A 17,310-nucleotide genomic window follows, 5' to 3' on the forward strand; every position below is an offset into this window, starting at 1 on the left:
TGTCTCGAATTATCTATATTTTTGCACCTCCAAAAACAGGAGCTACACCGTGCTTGCACGAAAATAACGAATGGCACTATTTAACTTTCTTTCAAGCGATATTGCGATTGACCTCGGTACCGCCAATACGCTGATTATTCACAAAGACCGGATTGTGGTGGATGAGCCTTCGATCATCGCTATGGACAAAATTAATGGGAAAGTCCTGGCGATTGGTCACAAGGCGATGCAAATGCACGAAAAGACGAACGAGAATATCAAAACAATCCGCCCGCTTAAAGACGGTGTCATCGCCGACTTTACGGCCGCTGAGCTGATGATTCGCGGGTTGATTAAGATGATCGATACGGGCAACCGGCTGTTTTCACCCTCCCACCGGATGGTGATCTGCATTCCGTCTGGTATCACAGAAGTGGAGAAGCGGGCCGTCAAGGACTCTGCCGAACACGCCGGCGCCAAAGAAGTGTACATGGTCCACGAACCGATTGCGGCCGCCATCGGAATCGGGATCGATATTACCCAACCGAACGGAACGATGATTGTCGACATCGGCGGAGGCACCACAGAAATTGCGGTTATTGCCCTGTCGGGAATCGTCTGCGAACAGTCGATCCGGATTGCCGGTGATGTTTTTACGCGCGACATTGTCGATTACATGCGCCGGGAACACAACCTGCTGATTGGCGAGCGTTCGGCGGAACAAATCAAGATGGAAGTGGGCTCGGCTCTGCCCGAACTCGACAACCCACCGGCTGACTACGAAATTCGGGGCCGCGACCTGATGACCGGGATTCCGAAAGAAATCAAGGTGACCTACAGCGAAATTGCCTACGCCCTCGATAAATCGATTTCGAAGATTGAAGAAGCCGTGATGAAGGCGCTGGAAATTTCGCCACCGGAATTGTCCGCCGATATTTATACGAACGGAATTCACCTGACGGGCGGTGGCGCATTGCTGCACGGTCTCGACAAGCGGATCGGTGCCAAAACCAAGCTGCCGATCCACGTGGCCGACGATCCGCTGAAAGCCGTCGTGAAAGGAACCGGCGAGGTCATCAAAAACCTCGACATGTACAAATCCGTCCTAATTAGCTAATAAAAATGATGAATGATGAACGATGAATGATGTCTATTATAATCGTTCATCATTCATCGTTCATCATTCATCATTTTTAGCTCATGTTTGAGTTATTTCAGTTCATCGTCCGAAGCCGGAACATCATTTTGTTTGTTCTGCTCGAGGTGCTGAGCTTTTATTTTATAATCAATACCAATAACTACTGGAGCGTTCGGTATTTCAATACCTCCAATTATTACGCGGCCAAAATTCTGGACTGGTCGAACAAGGCGCAGGAATATGCCCGGCTGCGGCAGGTCAACACCGATCTGGCCGAAGAAAACCGGCGGCTCAATACGCTCGTTACCCAACTTCAGCAGCAAAAACCGCAGGCTCCCACCAGCTACCAGACGGATTCGATTTTCGCCACCCGGTTTCAGTACCGAGTGGCCCGGGTGATCAACAACACCACGCAGCACCCCAACAATTATATTACGCTGGACAAAGGCACCGCCGATGGCATCAAACCCGGCATGGGGGTGATTTCGCCCACCGGCGTCGTCGGTAAGGTCAAGATTTGCTCCGAACACCTTTCGATTGTGACTTCCATCCTGCATTCGGATTACATGGTTTCCTCCAAACTGGTGAAAGCCGGGGTCATCGGGACCGTTAAATGGGATGGCATCAACCCGACCCGGATGAAAATGCTGGACATTTCGCGCAACACGAAAATGTATCGGGGCGATTCGGTGGTCACGTCGGAATACAACGCCATTTTCCCGTCGGGGCTTCTGGTGGGCCGTGTCATCCGGGTTGGCGAAATGCCCAATCAGACCTTCCACGATGTCACCCTGTCCGTGGGGACGGATTTTAATAACCTGTCTTTCGTTTACGTTGTCGAGAATAAATTGCAGGGCGAGCAGGAAAAACTGGAAGAAACCACCGAACCGGAACGGAGATAAAGTCAACACAAACCCATGACGTTACGCGAAATACTGAACATCATTTTCCTGTTTGTGTTGTACCTGGCTCTCCAGATTCTGATTGTGCGGAATCTGGTGCTGTTCGATGTGGCGTTTTGTTTTGTTTACGTGGCCTGTATTTTGCTATTGCCCGCCGAAATGAGTCTGTCGGCTACGTTACTGACGGCTTTTGGGGTCGGAATTATCGTCGATACGTTTTACAACACGTTGGGGATGCACGCGGCCGCAACGGTATTGATGGCTTACGTTCGACCGGCGGTGGTGCGGTTTCAGGCGGCCCAGCGGGGCTTTGACAGCCGGATTGTCTTTTCGATTCATGAAATGGGTTCGCGCAATTTCTTTTATTACGTCCTGATGCTCACCTTCATCCACCACTTCGCACTCTTCCTGATCGAAGCCAATAACGTCCTCCTTTTTCTGCCAGCTATGGTAAAAATTATCGCCAGTACGGTATTTACCTCCGTCACCATCATGCTGGTGCAGTATTTTTCTCGGAATTAATTCTCTGGCTTCTGGGTCATTACAGTATGGTTTGTGTGCAGAAATGGATAGGAAAGTGATTTAAAGTTATTGGATAACCAAGCTAAATTTTGCCCCAGTAGGGGCTCAAAAGCGCAGCGTCGGTAGTCCAGAATTCCGACCTGCTCCCGCGTGCCGTGAGGTACGCGACCGTTGGGTTGCTGCGAATCGTTGCGTGCCTGACGGCACGCGAAAGAATAGAAGACCATTCTACTACCGATGCTACGCTGTTCAATCCCTGCGGGATAAGTAGCTCCGCTATTTCTATTTGGCTTTTCATTGAGATCGATCGAAATCCTATTCGATAGCGATAAATTCCTATATTACGGCTTTTTTGCAGCATCATTCCTAAAATCAGCCGAATTCCAACCCCTTATGCCCACCTACATAGCCGCCATCGACCAGGGCACCACCAGCACCCGTTGCATCGTTTTTGATCGCCAGGGCAACATTGTCTCCATCGGACAGAAAGAACATTCCCAGATTTATCCGCAACCCGGCTGGGTAGAACACGATCCGGAGGAAATCTGGCGAAACACGCAGGAGGTCATCGCACGGGCCCGTATCAATGCCCAGCTTCAGGCCAGCGACATTGCCGCCGTCGGAATCACGAATCAGCGTGAAACCACCGTGGTCTGGAACCGGAAAACCGGAAAACCGTATTACAACGCCCTCGTCTGGCAAGACACCCGCACCGGCGATCTGGTGGCCAGCTATTCAGAAGAAGCCGGGCAGGATCGGTTTCGGGTGGCCACCGGATTGCCGATGGCCACGTATTTCAGTAGTTTGAAAATCAAGTGGATACTGGACAACGTACCGGAGGTGCGTGATGATGCGGAGCGCGGTCTGGCATTGTTTGGCAATATGGACACGTTCCTGATCTGGCATCTGACGGGCGGTATTTACAACGGACAGCACATTACCGATGTGACCAACGCCAGCCGGACCCAGTTGATGAACCTGGAAACGCTGGAGTGGGACGATGCCTTGCTGGAAGCCTTCGACATTCCACGGGCAATGCTGCCGCAAATCCGGTCGAGCAGCGAGGTCTACGGCACCGTGACGTCGGAAGTGTTGCCGGGCGTTCCCATTGCCGGTATTCTGGGCGACCAGCAGGCGGCTTTGGTGGGGCAGACGTGTTTTGAACCGGGACAGGCCAAAAATACCTACGGAACCGGCTGTTTTTTACTCATGAACACCGGCACCGAACTGCGCCATTCGACCTGTGGTTTGCTGACGACGGTAGCCTACCGGTTTGGCGACCAGCCGGTTCACTATGCCCTGGAAGGCAGCGTGGCCATTGCCGGGGCACTGGTTCAGTGGCTGCGCGATAACCTCGGCCTGATTTCGACCAGCGCCGAGGTCGATAGCTTGGCGAGAACCGTGGCCGACAACGGCGGGGCGTATTTCGTTCCGGCTTTCTCGGGCTTATATGCGCCCTACTGGAAAGCCGACGCGCGGGGTGTCATCGCCGGTTTGACACGATACGTGACCAAAGCCCACCTCGCGCGGGCGGTTTTGGAAGCTACGGCCTATCAGACGCTGGACGTGGTGCAGGCAATGGAAAAAGACGCCGGTATTGAACTGAGTTCGTTGCGGGTCGATGGCGGCATGACGGTCAATGCGTTGCTGATGCAGTTTCAGGCGGATATGCTCGGTGTGCCGGTGATTCGTCCGAAAATGACGGAGACGACCGCTTTGGGCGCGGCCTATGCCGCCGGTCTGGCGGTGGGCTACTGGAGCAATTTTGACGACCTGCGCCAGAACTGGGGCGTCGACCGGACTTTCGAACCCCAGATGGCCGAAGCCGATCAGCAACGGTTTTATCGCGGTTGGCAAAAAGCCGTTGAACGCTCGTTTGGCTGGGAAAATTAACCGGTCTTCCTGTAGTCATTGAATTAATTCGGTGACTACAGGAGGGCGGAGACCATACTCCTGCGTATTTTTGCAGCCGTACATCCCGTACACGTACGTAAACCGGCTATGACGCATACGCTCATTCTTAAAAAACCACTGGCTTTCTTCGATCTGGAAACCACGGGCATTGACCCGATGAAAGACCGGATTGTTGAAATCAGTATTGCCAAGGCACTTCCCAACGGCGAGGTGGTCATCAAAACCCAACGCATCAATCCCACGATTCCCATCCCGATCGAAACCAGTCTGATTCACGGTATTTACGACGAGGATATAAAAGACGAACCAACCTTCAAAACCGTAGCGCGCTCCATGGCCCAGTTTCTGGACGGCTGTGATTTGGGTGGTTACAACTGCAATCGCTTCGATATACCCCTGTTAGTGGAAGAATTTTTGCGCGCCAATGTCGATTTTGACCTCAAAAACCGGCGTCTGATTGATGTTCAGCGGATTTTTCACATGATGGAACCGCGTACGCTGAAAGCCGCCTACAAGTTTTATTGTGGCAAAGACCTGATCAACGCCCACAGCGCAGAAGCCGATACTGTTGCCACATTTGAAGTCCTGGAGTCGATGGTGGTTCGCTACGATGGTGCCATTGTCAACGACGAAAAAGGCAACGAAATCATCATTGGCAATGATGTGGATGTTCTTAACAAGCTGATGCTGAACAACAACGTCGATTTGCGGGGGCATATGGTCTACAACAAGGAAGGTAAGGAAGTAGTCAATTTTGGCAAGCACAAAGGCACGCTGGTGGTCGATGTCCTGCAAAAAGAACCGTCTTTCTACGACTGGATTCTGAAGAGTGAATTTCCGCTCGATACCAAACGGAAACTGACGGAGATCAAACTGCGGATGTTTAACAAACGGTAATCGCGGAAGCAAACCGTCCGGTAACCTGTACTCATTCCAAATTCCCAAACCATTTGAGTAAGCGGGAATATTACTTAACTTTGCCGGGTCTTCTCCGCTGCTCACCCAGAACCGGAACAAGGCCTTAACCAGTAGTAATCGAACTTCAGAGTCGTATGCAGCCAACCCAAGTGCCGATTCAAGTACCCGAAGTGATCCAACTGATCGACTTGAAATACTACCTCATCATTAGCACGGCGCTGTTTGTCATCGGCATTATCGGTGTATTGACCCGGCGAAATGCCATCATCATTTTCATGTCGATTGAGCTGATGCTCAACTCCGTCAATCTGATGCTCATTGCTTTCTCATCCTACCGGGCCGATCCTACCGGTCAGGTTTTTGTCTTTTTCATCATGGCAGTTGCTGCGGCCGAAGTAGCCATTGGGCTCGCCATCATCGTGATGATTTACCGCAATACCCGTTCAATTGACGTCGGCTTGCTCAATAAACTCAAGTGGTAAGTAGTTAATGATGAATTATGAACGATGGATGATGAATGAGTTGAATTCATCACCGCCAGGTTTCCCGTTGTAATTCATCATTTATAACTCATCATTCATCATTCAAAATAACGCTATAGCTCTAAGAAATGCAGACGGATTTACTGATACTCTTGATTCCGCTGTTGCCTTTAATCGGATTCATTATCAATGGAATTGGTTTTCGGAAGGTGCCTGCCAGTCTGGTCGGAATCATTGGTGCCCTGGGGCCGCTGGCCGCTTTTGCCTGTGTACTGCTGGTGTTCGACGGTTTTACCACCATTTCTGAACTAGGGAATGCCGCCCCCATTCGAACGGTTTTGTTCGACTGGATCACGGTCGGCCACTTCAACATTCCGTTTTCGTTCCAGATCGACCAGCTTTCGCTGATCATGTTGCTGATTGTGACCGGTGTCGGATCCTTGATCCACATTTATTCCATCGGCTACATGAAACACGACGACGGCTACGGAAAGTTTATGGCTTTCCTGAACCTGTTTTTGTTCTTCATGCTCCTGCTGGTGATGGGGTCCAATTACGTCGTCATGTTTATTGGCTGGGAAGGCGTCGGGCTTTGCTCGTACCTGCTGATCGGTTTCTGGAATAAAAATACGAGTTACAACAACGCGGCCCGGAAAGCCTTCGTCATGAACCGCATCGGGGACCTCGGTTTCCTGCTCGGTATTTTCATGATCATGGGCGCGTTCGGCACCGTCGAATACCTCGAAGTGTTCGAACAGGCGGCCGGTTTTCCCGTCAGCGATCCCACGGTCGTCGCCATCACGATGCTGCTGTTTGTCGGAGCCATGGGGAAATCAGCGCAGATTCCGCTCTATACCTGGCTTCCCGACGCTATGGCCGGGCCAACGCCGGTTTCGGCTTTGATCCACGCAGCCACGATGGTGACGGCGGGCATCTACATGGTCGTTCGCTCGAATGTTCTCTACACGCTATCGCCGATTACGCTCGAAATCATGGGCGGTATTGCCATCGCCACGGCTTTGCTGGCCGCGTCGATTGGTCTGGTTCAAAACGACATCAAGAAAGTACTGGCCTACTCCACGGTCAGCCAGTTGGGATATATGTTCCTGGGATTGAGTGTGATGGGGTACACCTCCGGCATGTTCCACGTCATGACCCACGCCTTCTTCAAAGCTTTGCTGTTCCTCGGTGCCGGTAGCGTGATCCACGCGATGGCCGATGAGCAGGACATCCGGAAAATGGGCGGTTTGCGGAAATACCTGCCGGTTACCTACTGGACCTTCCTGATTGCCACCATTGCCATTTCCGGTATTCCGCCGTTCGCCGGTTTCTTCTCCAAAGACGAAATTCTGATGCACGTCTATGAGCACAACAAATTCCTCTGGATTCTGGGTGTGATCGGCTCGGCCATGACCTCGTTCTACATGTTCCGACTGCTGTTCCTGACGTTTTTCGGACGGTTCCGCGGCACGGAACACACCCGTGAACATCTGCACGAATCTCCCGCCACGATGACGGTTCCGTTGCTGGTACTGGCGGTTCTGTCGGTTATCGGCGGTTTCTTCAACGTGCCGGAAGCCCTGGGCGGCAGCGCTCATCTGGCGGAATTCCTGAACCCGATTTTTGAATTATCGCACAAAGTAAGACCCGAAGCGTTTAACGAAACCCTGCTGACCCACAGCGAAGAATACATGCTGATGGGAATTTCGTCGGGCGTTGCTATTTTGTCGCTGGTGGTGGCTTACGTTCTGTATATCCAGCGGGTTACGATGCCCGAGCCGGATACAGTCGACCGCCCGGTGGTCGAAAAAGTGCTGTATAACAAATATTACATTGACGAACTGTACGAAACTATCATTGTGAAACCAACCCGTGGGTTGTCGGATGCCTTCTATAGTTTCGGTGAGTTTCTTATCGACGGCGTCGTCAACGGCCTCGGCTGGGGCGTCAAACAAACGTCGGGGCAGTTGCGGAAAATGCAGACCGGTTCAATTGGGTTTTACCTTTTCGCGATGGTCGTTAGCATTGCCACCATTCTGTGGCTGCGGTTTTTTATCAAGTTTTAGTGCATGGGCGGATTGGTCAACAGTCACTTATCATACAACTAGTAGATGCTTACACTTTCTATTCTGCTCTTTCCGATTCTGGCGGCCCTGCTGGTGCTGGCTGTTGGAGGGAAACAGGCCAAACAAATCGCTTTTCTGGGCGCTCTGGTCGAACTGGGCTTGTCGGGTTACGCTTTTTTTAGTTTTGTTCCCGACGCAACGTCGCAATTCGCCTTCGATTATCCGTGGATTGCCGCGGGCAGCATTCGCTTCAGTGCCGGGATCGACGGCGTCAGTCTGTTGCTGGTGGTGCTGACCGGCCTCCTGACTCCCCTGATCATTTTATCGGCTTTTCGCCATACCTACGAACGTCCGGCGGTTTTTTACGCCCTGATTCTGTTCATGCAAGCCGCCCTGATGGGGGTTTTCACGGCGCGGGATGCGTTTTTGTTCTACCTGTATTTTGAAGCGGCTCTGATACCGATTTACTTCCTGGCTGCTTCCTGGGGTGGCGAAAACCGGATCGCGGTCACGTTTAAGTTCTTCGTGTACACAATTTTCGGGAGCCTTTTCATGCTGGTGGCGCTGGTTTATCTGTACTTCAAGACGTCGACCGCAGCCGGTCTGCATTCGTCGGCGATTACGGATCTGTATAACCTGACGCTGAGCGCAACCGAGCAAACCTGGATTTTCTGGGCCTTTTTCATTGCCTTTGCTATCAAAATGCCGGTTTTCCCCTTCCATACCTGGCAACCCGATACCTACGTCGAATCACCAACACCCGCCACCATGCTGCTGGCCGGTATTATGCTGAAAATGGGGGTTTATGGCGTCATTCGTCTTTTGTTACCGATTGTTCCCGAAGGCGTCAACCTCTGGGGAACCACGGCCATCGTTCTTTCCGTGATCGGGATTGTCTATGGCGCAATCATCGCCATTCGCCAGCGCGACATCAAGCGGCTGATTGCCTATTCATCCTTTTCGCACGTCGGTTTAATGGCCGCCGGGGTTTTCTCGCAGACTTCTTACGGTATTCAGGGTGCGCTGGTGCAAATGCTGGCGCACGGAATCAACGTCGTCGGGATGTTTTTCGTGGCCGATATCATCGCGTCGCGCACCAACACCCGGCTGCTCGACCAAATGGGCGGCATTACCCGCTATACACCGAAACTGACGGTTTATTTCATGATTCTGTTGCTGGGCAGTGTGGCCCTGCCGCTGACGAACGGTTTTGTCGGTGAGTTTTTGCTGCTGGCCGGTGTGTTCGAATACAACAACATTCTGGGTGCCATTGCCGGTCTGACCATCATTTTCGGGGCGGTTTACATGCTGCGGTTGTTCCAAAAGGCCATGTTTGGCAAAACCACGGATATAACGACCGGTTTCAAAGACGTTTCCGGAAGCGAAAGCTGGGTGTTCATTCCGCTTTGCATCATGGTTTTCTGGATTGGACTGGTTCCCAACTCGTTTTTGAAACTGACCGAACCGGCCGTCGCGAATCTGTTACAGTTTATAAAATAGTTTGACGTTTAAAGTTTAATGTTTAAAGATCGATCATCTCAATAACAGACTAAACGCTAAACTTTAAACCTGATACCTCAAACGACTTCAACTATGCTTTCGATTATACTGCTGTCTGTATTTGGAATCGTACTCTTGTACCTGGGCTTTCTGAAGTCCCGGGCGGTTCTGTTACCGGCGACTTTATTTTTTATCCTGATTGCCCTCGGAGCCGGGTTTCTGGAGTGGAATAAATCGTATCTGTATTTCGGCGACATGTTGCTGGTCAGCAACACGGCGATTTTATTCACGGGCATCGTGCTGGTTTCGGCCTTTATGGTCGTTGCCCTTTCCGGTGATTTTCTGGACGATGAAGCTGCTCAACCGGCTGAATATTATGCCATTCTGTTGTTTTCCATCGTCGGTGCCATCATGATGATCGCCTACGAGAACCTGATTATGCTCTTTGTCGGCGTCGAAATTCTGTCGGTCTCCATGTACGTCCTGACGGGTAGCGACAAGCGGAATCTGCGTTCCAACGAAGCGGCCCTGAAGTATTTTCTGATGGGGTCTTTTGCCACCGGCATCATGCTTTTTGGCATGGCGTTGTTGTACGGCGCGGCCGGTTCATTCACGCTGACCGACATCAAAGGCTACATCGCGCTGGCGCAGGGCCGTCCTTCGCTGCTGCTGTACATGGGCGTATTGCTGGTGCTGATCGGGATGCTGTTTAAAGTATCAGCGGCCCCGTTTCACTTCTGGACGCCCGACGTTTACGAAGGCGCACCGACTTTGTTTACCGCTTTCATGTCGACAGTCGTCAAAACCGCCGGTTTTGCGGCTTTGCTCCAGTTGCTGTCGGTCGCTTTCGGGGCCATTTACGGTTTCTGGTGGATCACACTGGCGGTTATTACGGGGCTGACCCTGCTGATCGGAAACCTGACGGCGGCCTACCAAGACAGCTTTAAACGGATGATGGCCTATTCGAGCATTTCCCACGCGGGCTATCTGCTGATCGGGTTGGCGGCTTTAGGGCAACAATCGAAGCAGGCATTGGTGTTTTATTCATTGGCCTATTCCGTCGCCACCATTGCGGCCTTTGGCATTCTGCTGGTGGTGGCTAAACAGCGCGTTTCCGACGGACGCCCCGACGATACGTACTCGGCTTTCAACGGACTATCGCGTCAGAACCCCTTGCTGGCGTTCATTCTGGCGGTTTCCATGTTATCATTGGCCGGTATTCCGCTGACGGCCGGTTTCTGGGGGAAATTTATGGTTTTCTCGGCGGCAATCGACAAAGGCATGGTCTGGATTCTGGTACTGGCGGTTTTGATGTCGGCAGTGGGGATTTATTACTACTTCCGGGTGGTGATCGCCATGTATTTCCGGGAAGGGTCATCGACCTACATTCAGGTGGCTCCGTTCTACCGGTTTGTGTTGATCGCGGCCACGGCCATCACGATCATTCTGGGGCTGGTGCCCGGTTTATTTCAGAATTTGATGTAGGGCCTGTCAACCGTTGGCTCATAAACTTCTCACCGATACAGGTGTAATTCGGGTAGTTTTTTACCTTTGAGTTCTCAAACAACTAAATTCCCCTGCACCAGGTGATCAGTGTGAATAACAGCCAACCTAAAATCCAGGAAGTAAAAGGGAAAAGCTTTTTTACATTCTTTTTAACGGCGCTTTTAGGAGCCACGGTCAACTTCGTCTCCCAGATTTTCTATCGAAAAGTCTTCAATTTCGATACCAGCGTTTTATTAGGCTACCTGACAGCCACGGTGGTCAGCTTTCTCCCCACCAAGAATTATGCTTTTTCGGCGCGGGAAACCGGCAATACGGGTCGTGAAGTTGTCAAGTTTCTGGTGATTGCGCTGGTTGCCTGGGGGGTGCAGGTGGGCATGGCGGTTGCAACGCTGAAATGGGTCGCCAATCCGCACTTCCCGACCGTATCATTATTCTGGCGCGAAAAAAGCTCACACGTCGTCGGAATGGGATTCAGCTTTCTGGCCAATTATTTCGGACATAAACTGTTGACTTTTCGCAGCACCGGCATGTATGACCGATTCAAAGCCCGATCCAGTCGCAGTACAGAATAAATACCATATGTAATGTGATATTTAGAAGCCTATCCTATATTTTACCAGTTGAGAGGCAGGATGTTATTGTATTTTTTGATTTTATGTTAAATTTGAGACTCAAACCTTAAACGCCCCGAGACGCAATGAAAAAAGTATTCGCACTTCTGTTCGTAGGTAGCATGCTTACCTTCGCAGCTTGCCAAAGCAAACCCAAAACGGAAGAAACGACAACAACAGACAGCACGGCTACGATGTCATCAGACAGCAGCATGATGTCGACCGACAGCGCAACGGCTGCTCCGGCTGACAGCGCGGCTGCCGATACGACGAAGTAATCCGACGATCTGAAAACGAACTGACGGAAAAAGCCTTATCTTTATGATAGGGCTTTTTTGTTTTTAGTGGGAATGGAAGTACTTCGTCTATTTGAAAAACACCTGCCGGGCCATGCCGTCACCTATTGTTACGATTTGTGGAAAAACCATCCCTTCACATTTGTTGCGTCGCGTCCCCGGCGTACGAAGCTGGGCGATTTCCGGGCCGAACCCGGAAAAGGATTGACCATTACCGTCAATAGCGACCTGAATCCCTACGCTTTTCTGATTACTTACCTGCACGAAGTCGCTCATTTGCTGGTTTACCAACGCTACCGCCGGTTTGGGCAGCCGCACGGACCGATCTGGAAAAAAACCTTCCGGGAAGTCATGCAGCCTGTGTTGCACGAGTCGGTTTTCCCCAAAACCGTATTGATTCCATTGAAACAGTATCTGAGTAACCCGGCGGCTTCGACGGGCGCTCATCCGACGCTCACCCGTTCGTTGCGGGAAATGGACGAGCAACCCGCCGGGAAACAGTTGCTGGTGGAGATGCCGGAAGGGGAGACGTTTCGTTTTTTGCAGAAAGAATACATCCGGGGCATGAAACGGCGAACCCGCGTCGTTTGTACGGAGAAGACTACAGGATTGAGAGTATCGATTTGGGCGCATGTTTGGGTGGAAAAAACGGACTAGATGCGGGTTGGCTGCTTGGCTGCTTGGAATCGGATGGGCTCTGGTTACGCAGGCGCAACCGGTACCGTCCGTATTGGCCGAGGGATCGTGGCTGAAAATAGGGATTACCAAAACCGGTATCTACAAACTCGATGCGGCTTTTCTGACGAAATCGGGCGTCCCTGTTTCGACCGTCGACCCGCGCACGATCCGGCTTTTTGGCAACGGCGGAGCCGCCTTACCGCAGGCCAACCACAAAGACCGCCCGCGCGACCTGACCGAAAATGCCATTTGGGTAACCGGCGAAACCGATGGCCGTTTCGACGTCAGCGACGTCGTCTATTTTTTCGCTGAAAGTCCGCACCCCATTTCTTACGATTCGACTTCCCGGCGACTCTCGCACCAGATTAATCCCTACAGCGATACGACGTATTATTTTCTGACGTTTGGCCAGAAAACCGGCAAACGCATTGCCACTCAGCCTACGTTGCCGCAAACCGGTACGGTAATTACCGAATTTGACGACTACGCGTTTTACAAAACCGGAGGGGAAATGACCAACCTGGTGCGGTCGGGCCGGGAGTGGCTGGAATACCTCGGCATTGGAACCGATAAAACCGTTTCTTTCAATTTGCCCGGTATGGTACCCGGCTCGAGTGCGCTGGTGACCTCCAATGTCGTAGGGCGTGCGCTGATCAATACCCAGTTTCAGTTGAAATGGGGCGCGCAAGTCGTCGGAACCCAGGCCATCGAAAGCGTAACGGATTACCAATATGATCGGAAAGGCCGTCAAAACCGTCAGACGTTTACCCTAATGCCCGCTTCGCTGGAAAGTCCGGTGAAACTGGCATTGACATACGACAGAAACGGGCAGGGCTATCTGCAATCGCTGGCGCTTCAGACCCGGCGCATCCTTCGCCGGTATGACGAACCCTTTCTTTTCCGATCGCTGGAATCGGCCCGTTCCGCAACCGTCCGCTATGTTATTCAGCAGGCCAACGCGACGATGCAGGTGTGGGATGTGACCAACCGGCAACTGCCGGTTTCGATGCCCGTCACCCTCAATGACAGGCAGGAGGGAAGCCTGCCGGCCGTGGGAAACCACCTGCGGGAATACCTGGTTTTTTCGCCGGAACAGGCAAGCATGCCCGAAACCGCCGTTGCGGTTGCCAACCAGAACCTGCAAAGCCGCGAAACGCCCGATTTACTGATCATTACCCCGGCAAGCTGGCGAACACAGGCCGAACGGCTGGCCGATTTCCGCCGGAAAAACGATCAACTTACGGTGCTGGTCGTCAGTTCGCAGGAAGTGTACAACGAATTTGCATCGGGCCAGCCCGACCCGACGGCTCTTCGGGATTTTGCCCGTTTCCTGAATAACCAGACACCGGGTAAACTCAAATACCTGCTGCTGTTTGGCGACGCGACGTTCGATTACAAAAATTATTCGAAGTTGCTGACCCCGGCTCAACTGGCGGCTACGCTGCCAACTTACGAAAGCCGGGAGTCGCTGCACCCGGTTTTGAGCTACAGTTCCGACGACTATTTCGGGTTTCTGGAAACCGCCGAGGGCGAGTGGACAGAAGATTTTTCGGGCGATCATTCGCTGGACATTGGCGTGGGACGACTGCCGGTGAAATCCGCTGAGGAAGCTCGGACGGTGGTCGATAAACTGATCCGCTATGCGGCCACGGGAAAACTGCCGGGCGACTGGCAGACGAAGATTTCCTTTGTGGCCGACGATGGCGACCGCGATTTTCCGAACATTCACCAAACCGACGCCGACCGGCTGGCCCAGAAAATAACGACCTTACGACCGCCGTTTCGGACCGAAAAACTGTATCTGGACAGTTTCGCTCAGGAATCGAGCCCCGGCGGGCAAAAGGCTCCGCTCGTGAATCAGGCCATTACGAAAGCGTTAAACGACGGTCGGTTGATTGTCAATTATACGGGCCACGGGGGCGAGTCGGGCTGGGCCGAGGAACAGGTGGTAACCTTGCAGGACATTCTGGGCTGGACCAACCGGCGGCTCCCGATCTTTGTCACGGCCACCTGCCAGTTTGGTCGCTACGACGATCCGGCGCAGACGTCCGGGGCCGAACTGGCTTTGCTGAACCCCCAGGGCGGCAGCATTGCCCTGCTGACGACGGCCCGACCGGTTTACGCCAGTACGAATTATCTGTTGAACAATGCTTTTTACGACGCCCTCGCCCAAAATACCGCCGACGGTGCGCCCCGGCTGGGCGATTTGATTCGGCTGACTAAAAATGGCAGCCTCAGCGGCAGCCTGAACCGCAATTTTACGCTTTTGGGCGATCCGTCCATGCAACTGGCTTTTCCAACGGCCCAGGCCGTGCTGACCCGCATCAACGGGAAAACCGTTGGAGACCAGGCCGACACACTCCGGGCGCTGGAAACCGTTCGGCTGGAAGGCGAAGTTCAACAGGGCCGGTCGGTTCTGAATCCATTTAATGGGTATGTAAAAGTGACGCTGTTTGATAAAGCGGACACCATAACGACCAATGGCACAGAGTTCAGCCCACCTATGAACTATGCGGAATACCGGAGCCCGCTGTATTCCGGTCAGGTACGCGTTCAGAATGGCAGGTTCGTCTGTCAGTTTGTGATGCCGAAAGATCTGGACTACCGCGTTGGTCTGGGAAAACTGTTTCTGTATGCTGTACAATCGGATAGTCTGGTTGAAGCCGCCGGGAGTTACGATAATTTATTAATCGGTAACAGCGTCCCGAATCCGGTGGCCGATACGAAGCCGCCCGTTATCCGTCTGTTTATAAACGATACGACTTTTGTAGATGGCGGAACGGTTTTTGGACCGATTACTACACTGATTGCCAAACTAAATGACGAAAATGGCATCAATATTGCGCGTAATGGTATTGGTCACGAAATAACGGTCCGGCTGAACGACGGGATGCCGGTTGTGGTGAATTCGTATTTCACCCCCAATCTGGATGATTCGCGGGGCGGGACGGTCCGCTATGACTGGCCAAACCTGCCACCGGGTGCGTACACAGTTCAGGTAAAAGCGTGGGATGTTTACAATAATCCATCGGAAACAACGTTGACTTTTGTAGTTTCCGCACAACCGCCCCTGGTCATTCGGTCGGTTGCTGTAACACCCAACCCATTTCAGGAACAGGCGAACTTCGGTTTGCAACACAATCGGCCCGGCGATGCGTTAGAAAGTACGCTGCTGATCGTCGATTTGAGCGGCCGAACGGTGAGCGAACGAATCGATCAATGTTCCAACTGCAACGCGTCTATTACCGGACTAAGCTGGAACGGAACCAGGCCGGGTGGAGCAGCGGTGATACCCGGTTTGTATGTATATCGGCTTATCTTGCGTTCAATGTCGGATGGCTCGTCGGCCATGCATTCGGGCAAGTTGCTCTACGTTAGATAGTTATAAAAATATATTCTAATTGTCCTTTTATATTCTATCTTAAACATCGTAAATTTGGCGTTCTTACCCTGGTTACCCAACGAACGCGCTGATTCGGGAGTTAATTAAACCTCTTTTATGACACGTACCTTATCGTCAATTTGTTTACTTGGTTGCCTGACACTTCCGCTTGTTTCAAATGCCCAGGTTAGTGGGGGGTTATTGGGACAGGACACGGTTGCGTACCGGATTCCTCAAATGTCATTGCCGTTCCTGAACTTTACGCCCGACGCCCGCAGTGCCGGGTTGGGGGATGCCGGTGCCGCGCTGGGTGCCGATGCCAATGCGGTTTTCTGGAATCCGGCGAAGCTGGTTTTTGCGGAGAAGGATCAGGGGCTGGCGTTGTCCTACACGCCCTGGCTGCGGAGTATCGGGGTAGACGATATGTATTTTACGTTCTTATCGGGCTACAAAAAAGTGAGCAAGAACGATGTGATCGGTCTTTCGCTGATGTATTTCGATATGGGAACCATCGACTTCACCACCATCCTGGGGCAGCCGGCCGGTTCATTTAACTCCAGAGAATATGCCGTCACGGCTTCGTATTCCCGTCGGTTGTTTCAGAACTTCTCGATGGGCGTCAACCTCCGGTACATCAACTCGAACCTGTCGGGCAACTATTCCGTCAATGGTGTCTCGTTGAAACCGGCATCGACGGCGGCTTTCGACATCAGTGCTTTTTACCAGAACGAAGTTCGGGACGATATTACCGGCAAAGGGTTTAAATGGGCGTTCGGCGGGATCATTTCCAACATTGGCGGTAAAGTAACCTACGGTACGTCTACACCCGCGCCCATCCCAACCAACCTGAAGTTAGGGACGGCCCTGACGTTGTATACCGATAAATTCAACAAATTTAACTTCATTCTCGACCTGAACAAGTTGATGGTGCCTACTCCGCCGGTGTACCAAACCGTCAATGGGGTGGTTCAGTACAACGGTGTCAACCCTATCATTGCGCAGGGGAAAAATCCGAACCGGCCAACCCTCAGCTCCATTTTTGGTTCATTCTCCGATGCGCCCGATGGCTTCTCGGAAGAGGTGAAGGAAATCAACATTGCCACGGGGATCGAATACTGGTATAATGAGCAATTTGCAGCCCGTGTTGGCTATTACCACGAACCTCGCCTGAAAGGCGGTCGGCAATATTTTACGACCGGTCTGGGCATTCGGCTACAACAGAAATACGGTGTCGATTTTGCTTACCTGATTCCGGTAACGCAGGGTAGTCCGCTGGCGCAAACGTTCCGGATTTCGCTGATCATCGACATTGACAAAAAAGCCAAATCGGCCGAAGTGGATGATGCCGAAGACAATCTTGAATAAGCTACTATAACTCCAACTGTAACGATGGCACCCTTCGGGCGTGCCATTCTT

14 protein-coding genes are annotated in these 17,310 nt (G+C 52.1%); all 14 read left to right on the top strand.

The annotated features are described in order from the left end of the window. The first annotated feature begins 70 nt into the window (after positions 1-70). Complete coding sequence (locus tag FH871_RS17495) at positions 71-1,096, top strand: rod shape-determining protein (RefSeq protein WP_114404541.1); 1,026 nt, start codon at positions 71-73, stop codon at positions 1,094-1,096. 83 nt (positions 1,097-1,179) lie between these two features. After that, positions 1,180-2,019 carry a rod shape-determining protein MreC gene (gene mreC / locus FH871_RS17500; protein WP_138992702.1) on the top strand — a complete coding sequence of 280 codons (840 nt, stop codon included), beginning with the start codon at positions 1,180-1,182 and terminating at the stop codon, positions 2,017-2,019. A gap of 15 nt (positions 2,020-2,034) precedes the next feature. Then, positions 2,035-2,541, top strand: coding sequence for a hypothetical protein (locus tag FH871_RS17505; RefSeq protein WP_138992703.1), 507 nt, complete (start codon positions 2,035-2,037; stop codon positions 2,539-2,541). A 393-nt stretch (positions 2,542-2,934) separates the two neighbouring features. After that, on the top strand, positions 2,935-4,434 hold the full coding sequence (glpK, locus tag FH871_RS17510; protein ID WP_138992704.1) for a glycerol kinase GlpK: 1,500 nt from the start codon (positions 2,935-2,937) through the stop codon (positions 4,432-4,434). A 108-nt stretch (positions 4,435-4,542) separates the two neighbouring features. Next, positions 4,543-5,352: a 3'-5' exonuclease gene (locus tag FH871_RS17515; RefSeq protein ID WP_138992705.1), complete on the top strand. Its 810-nt coding sequence runs from the start codon at positions 4,543-4,545 to the stop codon at positions 5,350-5,352. 155 nt (positions 5,353-5,507) lie between these two features. Next, positions 5,508-5,855 carry an NADH-quinone oxidoreductase subunit NuoK gene (gene nuoK, locus FH871_RS17520; RefSeq protein ID WP_114404536.1) on the top strand — a complete coding sequence of 116 codons (348 nt, stop codon included), beginning with the start codon at positions 5,508-5,510 and terminating at the stop codon, positions 5,853-5,855. Positions 5,856-5,983: 128 nt separating this feature from the next. After that, positions 5,984-7,921 carry an NADH-quinone oxidoreductase subunit L gene (gene nuoL / locus FH871_RS17525; protein ID WP_138992706.1) on the top strand — a complete coding sequence of 646 codons (1,938 nt, stop codon included), beginning with the start codon at positions 5,984-5,986 and terminating at the stop codon, positions 7,919-7,921. Positions 7,922-7,966: 45 nt separating this feature from the next. Further along, entirely contained in the window at positions 7,967-9,421 is a 1,455-nt protein-coding gene (locus tag FH871_RS17530) for a NuoM family protein (protein WP_138992707.1), read from the top strand. A 93-nt stretch (positions 9,422-9,514) separates the two neighbouring features. Next, entirely contained in the window at positions 9,515-10,906 is a 1,392-nt protein-coding gene (locus tag FH871_RS17535) for an NADH-quinone oxidoreductase subunit N (RefSeq protein ID WP_138992708.1), read from the top strand. A gap of 101 nt (positions 10,907-11,007) precedes the next feature. Further along, entirely contained in the window at positions 11,008-11,499 is a 492-nt protein-coding gene (locus FH871_RS17540) for a GtrA family protein (RefSeq protein ID WP_138992709.1), read from the top strand. A gap of 161 nt (positions 11,500-11,660) precedes the next feature. After that, positions 11,661-11,816, top strand: a complete 156-nt coding sequence (locus FH871_RS17545) for a hypothetical protein (protein WP_229312051.1) — start codon at positions 11,661-11,663, stop codon at positions 11,814-11,816. A gap of 72 nt (positions 11,817-11,888) precedes the next feature. Further along, positions 11,889-12,491 (top strand): SprT family zinc-dependent metalloprotease, encoded by a 603-nt coding sequence (locus FH871_RS17550; RefSeq protein ID WP_138992710.1) that lies wholly within the window; start codon positions 11,889-11,891, stop codon positions 12,489-12,491. Between the two features lie 73 nt (positions 12,492-12,564). Continuing rightward, complete coding sequence (gene porU / locus FH871_RS17555) at positions 12,565-15,894, top strand: type IX secretion system sortase PorU (protein WP_229317361.1); 3,330 nt, start codon at positions 12,565-12,567, stop codon at positions 15,892-15,894. A 117-nt stretch (positions 15,895-16,011) separates the two neighbouring features. Then, on the top strand, positions 16,012-17,259 hold the full coding sequence (gene porV, locus FH871_RS17560; protein WP_138992712.1) for a type IX secretion system outer membrane channel protein PorV: 1,248 nt from the start codon (positions 16,012-16,014) through the stop codon (positions 17,257-17,259). Positions 17,260-17,310 lie beyond the last annotated feature (51 nt).

Source organism: Larkinella sp. C7, from assembly GCF_006149005.1.
In the GTDB taxonomy this organism is placed as follows: domain Bacteria; phylum Bacteroidota; class Bacteroidia; order Cytophagales; family Spirosomataceae; genus Larkinella.

What these genes read in the sequence shown, in the direction of transcription:
- FH871_RS17550 (WP_138992710.1), top strand. Translation starts at nt 11,889, where the DNA reads ATGGAAGTACTTCGTCTATTTGAAAAACACCTGCCGGGCCATGCCGTC.
- FH871_RS17495 (WP_114404541.1), top strand. Translation starts at nt 71, where the DNA reads ATGGCACTATTTAACTTTCTTTCAAGCGATATTGCGATTGACCTCGGT.
- nuoL (WP_138992706.1), top strand. Translation starts at nt 5,984, where the DNA reads ATGCAGACGGATTTACTGATACTCTTGATTCCGCTGTTGCCTTTAATC.
- glpK (WP_138992704.1), top strand. Translation starts at nt 2,935, where the DNA reads ATGCCCACCTACATAGCCGCCATCGACCAGGGCACCACCAGCACCCGT.
- FH871_RS17505 (WP_138992703.1), top strand. Translation starts at nt 2,035, where the DNA reads ATGACGTTACGCGAAATACTGAACATCATTTTCCTGTTTGTGTTGTAC.
- FH871_RS17530 (WP_138992707.1), top strand. Translation starts at nt 7,967, where the DNA reads ATGCTTACACTTTCTATTCTGCTCTTTCCGATTCTGGCGGCCCTGCTG.
- mreC (WP_138992702.1), top strand. Translation starts at nt 1,180, where the DNA reads ATGTTTGAGTTATTTCAGTTCATCGTCCGAAGCCGGAACATCATTTTG.
- FH871_RS17535 (WP_138992708.1), top strand. Translation starts at nt 9,515, where the DNA reads ATGCTTTCGATTATACTGCTGTCTGTATTTGGAATCGTACTCTTGTAC.
- porV (WP_138992712.1), top strand. Translation starts at nt 16,012, where the DNA reads ATGACACGTACCTTATCGTCAATTTGTTTACTTGGTTGCCTGACACTT.
- FH871_RS17515 (WP_138992705.1), top strand. Translation starts at nt 4,543, where the DNA reads ATGACGCATACGCTCATTCTTAAAAAACCACTGGCTTTCTTCGATCTG.
- FH871_RS17545 (WP_229312051.1), top strand. Translation starts at nt 11,661, where the DNA reads ATGCTTACCTTCGCAGCTTGCCAAAGCAAACCCAAAACGGAAGAAACG.
- nuoK (WP_114404536.1), top strand. Translation starts at nt 5,508, where the DNA reads ATGCAGCCAACCCAAGTGCCGATTCAAGTACCCGAAGTGATCCAACTG.